4 protein-coding genes are annotated in these 6,305 nt (G+C 73.1%); all 4 read left to right on the top strand.

The annotated features are described in order from the left end of the window. The first annotated feature begins 444 nt into the window (after positions 1–444). From AB0F91_RS10935 to AB0F91_RS10920, 4 genes are read left to right on the top strand one after another with little or no spacing between them, the layout of a single operon-like run. Positions 445–1,890: an aminotransferase class V-fold PLP-dependent enzyme gene (locus AB0F91_RS10935; protein ID WP_360596719.1), complete on the top strand. Its 1,446-nt coding sequence runs from the start codon at positions 445–447 to the stop codon at positions 1,888–1,890. Then, positions 1,887–3,182 (top strand): SidA/IucD/PvdA family monooxygenase, encoded by a 1,296-nt coding sequence (locus tag AB0F91_RS10930; protein WP_360596717.1) that lies wholly within the window; start codon positions 1,887–1,889, stop codon positions 3,180–3,182. Before AB0F91_RS10935 ends, AB0F91_RS10930 begins: the two co-directional genes overlap by 4 nt. After that, positions 3,179–4,972 carry an IucA/IucC family protein gene (locus AB0F91_RS10925; protein WP_360596716.1) on the top strand — a complete coding sequence of 598 codons (1,794 nt, stop codon included), beginning with the start codon at positions 3,179–3,181 and terminating at the stop codon, positions 4,970–4,972. The genes AB0F91_RS10930 and AB0F91_RS10925 overlap by 4 nt, the downstream gene beginning before the upstream one ends. Further along, positions 4,969–6,282 (top strand): glutamine synthetase, encoded by a 1,314-nt coding sequence (locus tag AB0F91_RS10920; protein ID WP_360597088.1) that lies wholly within the window; start codon positions 4,969–4,971, stop codon positions 6,280–6,282. The genes AB0F91_RS10925 and AB0F91_RS10920 overlap by 4 nt, the downstream gene beginning before the upstream one ends. Positions 6,283–6,305 lie beyond the last annotated feature (23 nt).

Raw genomic sequence — 6,305 nt, 5'->3', positions numbered from 1 at the left:
GGCCCCCCCCCACTTCGACTGCTAACGGGGCCGGGCCCCAACGGGCGCACCCCGCCCGCACCAACGCCCCCCATTGGGGGGTTGGGTGCGCTCAACGCACCGAACGCCGCATTGGGGCGATTTTTGCCGGCCCTCAACCGCTGCCCGCCACTCCGCCCGCCACCCCACCCGGAGTCCGGCGCGCCCTCGCCCCCACCCAGCCTCCACCCAGCCCCCGCCCGGCAACGCGACTGGAGCTCTCCCAACCCCTCCCCGCAGCCTTCCTCGGCACTGGTGCGCTCCGCGCGCCGAGTCGGCTCTCGCCCCAGAACAGCCCCGAACGGCCGACGCAACAACCCCACCCGCCCCACCATTCTGAACACGGAGGACCCACCCCGTCCTCTAGCAGCGGGTATCCGTACAGTTGCATAGGGTAGGCAAGGTTACCCTAAGAAAGGCGGCTCCATGGGTGGAGATTCAGCGACCTGGCTGGCCGGCGGCCGCGACGGCGCAGCACACCTCACCGAACTCCTCCCCATCGCCCTCCGCGGCTTGGCAGCGGGCGTCGCCGAACGCAACGGCCCCATCCCCTCCGGCGGCCCCGTCTCCGTGGCCGCCGCCCTGGCCGCAGCCGGCGGCACGAAACACCTTCCCAAAACCGGCATCGGTGCCGAACAAGCCCTTCACCACTACTCAGCTCTGCTCGCAGAGGGCACAGCCGACCCGGCGGATCCATCCTGCGCCGCCCACCTCCACTGCCCGCCACTGGCCGTCTCCGTCGCCGCGGACGTAGTGGCCGCGGCCCTGAACCCCTCCATGGACTCGTGGGACCAAGCCCCCATGGCCAGCGAACTCGAAGCGGAGTTCCTCACCGGCATCGCCCACCTCTGCTTCCCGACCGCCCCGACCGCCGACGCCGTAGTCACCTCCGGCGGCACCGAATCCAACCTCCTGGGCCTCCTCCTGGCCAGGGAAACCACCGCCACCACCATCCGCCCGGTCTGCGGCTCCAACTCCCACCACAGCGTCTCCCGCGCCGCCTGGCTCCTCGGCCTCCCGGCTCCGGTCGTCGTCCCCTGCCAAGACGACCGCATGATCCCGGAAGCACTGGCCGAAGCCCTGGCCCCCCTCGGCGCCTCCGCCGTCGTAGTCGCCACCGCCGGCACCACCAACACCGGCCGCATCGACCCGCTCCCGGAAATCGCCCGCATCTGCCGCCTCTCCGGCGCCCGCCTCCACGTCGACGCGGCCTACGGCGGCATGCTCCTCTGCAGCGAATCCCTCGCCCCCCGGGTAGCCGGGCTCGAGCTCGCCGACTCCGTCGCCCTCGACATGCACAAATTCGGCTGGCAACCCGTCGCCGCCGGCCTCTTCGCCGCGCGCAACGCGGCCGACCTCTCCGCGCTGACCGTCCGCGCCGAGTACCTCAACGCCGACGACGACACGGAAGCCGGCCTGCCCGACCTCCTCGGCCGCTCGATCCGTACCTCCCGGCGCCCCGACGCGTTCCGCATGGCCGTGACCGTGCGCGCACTCGGCACGGAAGGTCTCGGCGCCCTCGTCGAACGCTGCTGCGCCACCGCGACCGAGGTGAACAAGCTGGTGGAACGCCACCCCGCGTTGCAGTCGTGGGGGGAACCGGAGCTGTCCACCGTGGTCCTCCGACCGCGCGGCGCCGACGACGACCTCGTCGCCCGCGTCCGCCGCACGCTGCTGGAAACCGGCACCGCGGTGATCGGCCGCGGCGCCCTGCCGACCGGCCCCGACGGCGCCTCGCAGCTGTGGCTCAAGCTCACCCTGCTGCACCCGCACACCACGGCCGAGGACTACGTCGAGCTTCTCGACCAGGTCGTCGCCACGGCCGCGGCCGAGCGCAGCGTGACCGCACCGCAAAGCCCGGTCGCCTCGTGAGGCGCTTCGACCTCGCGGGCGTGGGGATCGGGCCGTTCAACCTGTCGCTCGCCGCGCTGGCCGACCCGCTCGACCAGCTCGACGTGGTGCTCTTCGACGCGCGCCCGGAGTTCCGCTGGCACCCCGGGCTGCTCGTCGAAGGCGCGACGCTGCAGGTCCCGTTCCTTGCCGACCTCGTGTCGCTCGTCGACCCCACGAGCCGGCACTCGTTCCTCAACTACCTGCGGGAACGCGGCCGCCTGCTGCCGTTCTACTTCGCCGAGCGCTTCCACCTCCCGCGCGCGGAATACGACGACTACGGCCGCTGGGCCGCCGCCCGCCTGCCCGCGTGCCGCTTCGGCCACGAGGTCACCGGCCTCCGCTGGGTGGCGGCGGAAGAGGCGTTCGAGCTGACCGTGACGGGCACCGAGCCGGTGCTCGCGGCGTCGGTGGTGCTCGGTGTCGGCACGCGGCCGAACTTGCCCGAACCGGTGCGGGACCTCGTCGCGGCACCGGACGTGCTCGCGCTGCACTCGGCCGACTACCTCACCCACCGCGCCGAGCTGCTGGCCGCGGAGACGGTGACCGTGATCGGCTCGGGGCAGTCGGGTGCGGAGGTCTTCCTCGACCTGCTGCGCTCGCGGTCCACTGTGGACGGCCTGCGCTGGCTCGCGCGCACACCTGCGTTCGCGCCGATGGAGTACTCGAAGCTGGGACTGGAGCAGTTCACCCCGGACTACACGGCCTACTTCCACGGCCTGCCCGAGGCGGTGCGCGACCGGCTGCTGCCATCGCAGTGGCAGCTGTACAAGGGGATCGACACGGACACCATCGCGGCGATCCACGACGAGCTCTACCGCCGCAGCATCGGCGGCGGCTGGCCCGGCGCGGCGCTCACCCCCGGTGTCGAGGTCGTCTCGGCCACGGCCGATGAGGGCGGGATCGAGCTGGGCCTGCGGCACGCGGAACAGGGGAGCAGCGCCACGCACCGCACGGCGGCCGTCGTCGCGGCGACCGGTTACGCGGGAACGCCGACCGGTCCGTTGTTGCGGGAGCTCGCAGTGCGCCGCGACAACCACGGGCGCCTCGTCGTCGGCGCCGACCATCGGCTGGAGCTGGGCGACGGCGTGACGGGCTCGGTGTTCGTGCAGAACGCCGAGCGCCACACCCACGGTCCCGGCGCGCCCGACCTCGGCCTCGGCGCCTGGCGCGCCGCGGCGATCCTCAACGCGGTGTGCGGCAAGGCCGTCTACGACCTGCCCGACCGCACCGCCTTCACCACGTTCGGCCTACCCGAGACGGAGGACCAGTGAACCTGACCGACGCCGCCGCCTGGCGGGCCGCGGGCTCGCTCGTGACGCACAAGATGCTCGGCGAGCTGTCCTACGAGGCGATGCTGCGGCCACGGCCGGGCGAAGCAACCCGCGACGGCCACCGCACCTGGCACCTTGACCTGCCCGGCGGGGTCTCCTACCGCTTCGAAGCGCGCCGCGGCGCGTTCGAGTCGTGGACGGTCCTGCCCGGCAGCGCGGTCCGACACCGCAACGACACCGAAGCACCCGCCGACGACCCGCGGACCCTGGTCGTCGACGCGCGGGAAACCCTGGGGCTCACCGGGCTGCGCCTGGCCGACGTGCTCGCCGAGCTCACCGCCACCGTCACCAACGAGGCCGCGCGCCTGCGCCGCGCCGCCACCGCCGCCGAACTGTCCACGATGGACTACAACCTCGCCGACGGCCACCTCACCGGCCACCCGCGGCTCGTGCTGAACAAGGGCCGCGTCGGGTTCTCGGCTCCGGACCGCGCCCGCTACGCGCCGGAGGCGGGCGAGGACGTCCGCCTGCGCTGGTACGCGGTGCACCGCGACCTCGCGCAGTTCCGCTCCGTCGCCGACCTCGACGTCGCCACGCTGCTCCGTCAAGAGCTGGACGACGCCCACCGTGAGGAGTTCACCGCGCGCGTCGCCGCCGTCGGCGACCCGGCCGACTTCGTGTGGGTGCCCGCGCACCCGTGGCAGGCCGACGAGATCCTCGGCACGCTGTACTCCGCAGAGCTGGCCACCGGCCGGATGATCGAGCTGGGGGAGAGCGCCGATGACTACCGTCCACACCAGACGGTCCGCACGCTCGCCAACCGCAGCCGTCCCGGCCGGCACGATGTGAAGACGGCCCTCTCCGTGCGCAACACACTGGTCTACCGCGGCCTGAACTCGGCGGCGACGCTGGCCGGGCCGTCGGTCACCGAGTGGCTGCGCCGCATCGACGCGGCCGATCCGCTGCTGTCGGAGAAGTACCGTTTCGCGCTGCTGGGCGAGGTGGCGAGTGTGTCCGTGCGCCACCCGCTGTTCGGCGCGCTCGAAGAGCTGCCCTACCGCTTCCACGAAACCCTCGGCGCGCTCTGGCGCGAGCCGCTCGTCGCGACACTGGCCGAGGGCGAGCGCGCGATCTCGTTCGCCGCCCTGCCCTACCGCGACACTTCAGGCGAAGCCGTGCTCACGCGGCTGATCACGCAGGCCGGCGACGGCCCCGAAGTGTGGCTGTCGTGGCTGTTCGACCTGCTCCTCACACCGCTGCTGCAGTGGCTGCTGCGCTACGGCGTCGGGTTCTGCCCCCACGGCCAGAACCTGATCCTCGTCGTCGACGCCGACAGCCGGCCCGTGCGCGTGGCCATCAAGGACTTCGCGCAGGGCGTGGACCTGATGGACGAGGAGCTGCCGTGTTATGCCGACCTCCCGCCCGAGGCCGACGCCGACATGCTGCGCTGGCCCGCCCACCTGCTCGCGCAGTCGCTGTTCAGCTCCGTGTTCTCCGGCCAGTTGCGGTTCTGGGCCGAGATTCTGCTCGACGACGTCGGCTTGGCGCGCGGCGACTTCTGGGCCCTGGTGCGGGAGGTCGTCGGCCGCTACCGCGACGAGAATCCCGACGTCGCCGAGCGCTTCGACGCGTGCCGGCTGTTCGCGCCGGACGTCGAGCGTGTCACGCTCAACCGCGAGCACTTCGCCGGGCAGGGTTTTGACAAGGTGGAGCGCGACGACGAGTTCGACGTCCGCTGGGGCCGCGTCCCGAACCCGTTGCACGCGCCCGATCCGGACGGCGCGTGGTGACGCCGTTCGACCGGCCCGTCGGCGCGCGCTCGCTCACCGTGCGCGCGGAGGCGGGGTCGGCGTCGGCCGCCGTGCTGCGGCACGTGCTCGCGGAGGAAGGCACACGGCTGGTACTGCTCGTGCCCGACCCGCACGCGCGGTTCGCCGCGGTGGAGCTGGAAGCGCCGTTCGCCGCGTCGGTGCTCGACGACGGCTACGGCGTGTGCAGCTACGTCTTCGCCTGGACTCCGGAGCGGGAACCGTTGCCCGACAACGGGTCCCTCAGCGCCTACCTCGGCGGCTTCGGCGACCTGCGCCTGCGCGCGGACGCCGCGACGGCCGTGCCGCTGGGCGATCGCACGTGGGCCGTGGTGTGCGACGCCGAACTGCCCTCGGGCGAACCGGCGGGCCTCGCGCCGCGCACGGTGCTGCGGACGCAGCTGGCCGCGCTCGAAGAGTTCGGTCTGGTGCCGTCGGTGGGCATCGAGCACGAGGTGGTGTTCCGCGACGACTCCGGCGCTCCGCTGACCGGCCACGGGGTGGACTACGCGGTGGGCGGCACCGAACGCTTGGCCCCGCTGCTGGCCGACCTGCGCTCGGTGGCCTCGGTCCTGGGCGTGGAATCCGCTCGCGCCGAATGCCACCCCGGCCAGTACGAAGTGGTGCTGCGCCACCGCGACGCGCTCACCGCGTGCGACGACGCCCTGCTGCTCCAGCTGCTCACCCGCCGCGTCGCCGCCCGGCACGGCGCCGGCGCCGACTACCTCGCCGCTCCGGAGGCCGGCCAGGGCAACTCGTGCCACGTCCACCTGTCACTGTCCACCCCGGACGGTCCGGCGGGTTTCCCGTTTGGGCTAGGCGCTTTCCTCGGGGGCGTGCTTCGTGACGCGCGGGCGCTGACCGCCGTGTGGGCCCCGACGTGGAACAGCTACGTCCGCCTGCGTACCGCGTCGTTCTCCCCACGCGTGCTGCGCTGGGGTCCGGACGACCGCACCGCCGCCGTCCGGCTCTGCGGCACCTCCGCGTCGCCCCGGCTGGAGTTCCGCTTCGCCGGCGCGGACGCCCAGCCGCATCTGGTCGTGGCCGCGCTGGTGGCGGCCGGCTGCGCGGGCGTGGCCGACGGTCTGACGCCCCCCGACCCGGGCACGGTCGTGGGTGAGCTCGCGCCGACGCCGTGGGAAGCGCTGGCGGAGCTGGACAAGGGCCGCCTGGGTGAGCTGCTGGGGGAGGACGTCTCCACCCAGCAGCTCGCCTTGCTCCGTCAGGAACTCCACGCCGGGCTGGATGCCGTCACCGACTTCCAGCGCCGACGGGGCTCCCTCCGGTCCTGACGGCGGCGTGCTGCGGTGCGGAC

The sequence above is a fragment of the Amycolatopsis sp. NPDC023774 genome (assembly GCF_040639695.1).
GTDB lineage: Bacteria > Actinomycetota > Actinomycetes > Mycobacteriales > Pseudonocardiaceae > Amycolatopsis.
Note: the sequence above shows the minus strand (reverse complement) of the source record. Positions and strands in the feature narration are given on the sequence as shown.

Coding starts and splice junctions, on each gene's coding strand:
- AB0F91_RS10935 (WP_360596719.1), top strand. CDS start 445: ATGGGTGGAGATTCAGCGACCTGGCTGGCCGGCGGCCGCGACGGCGCA.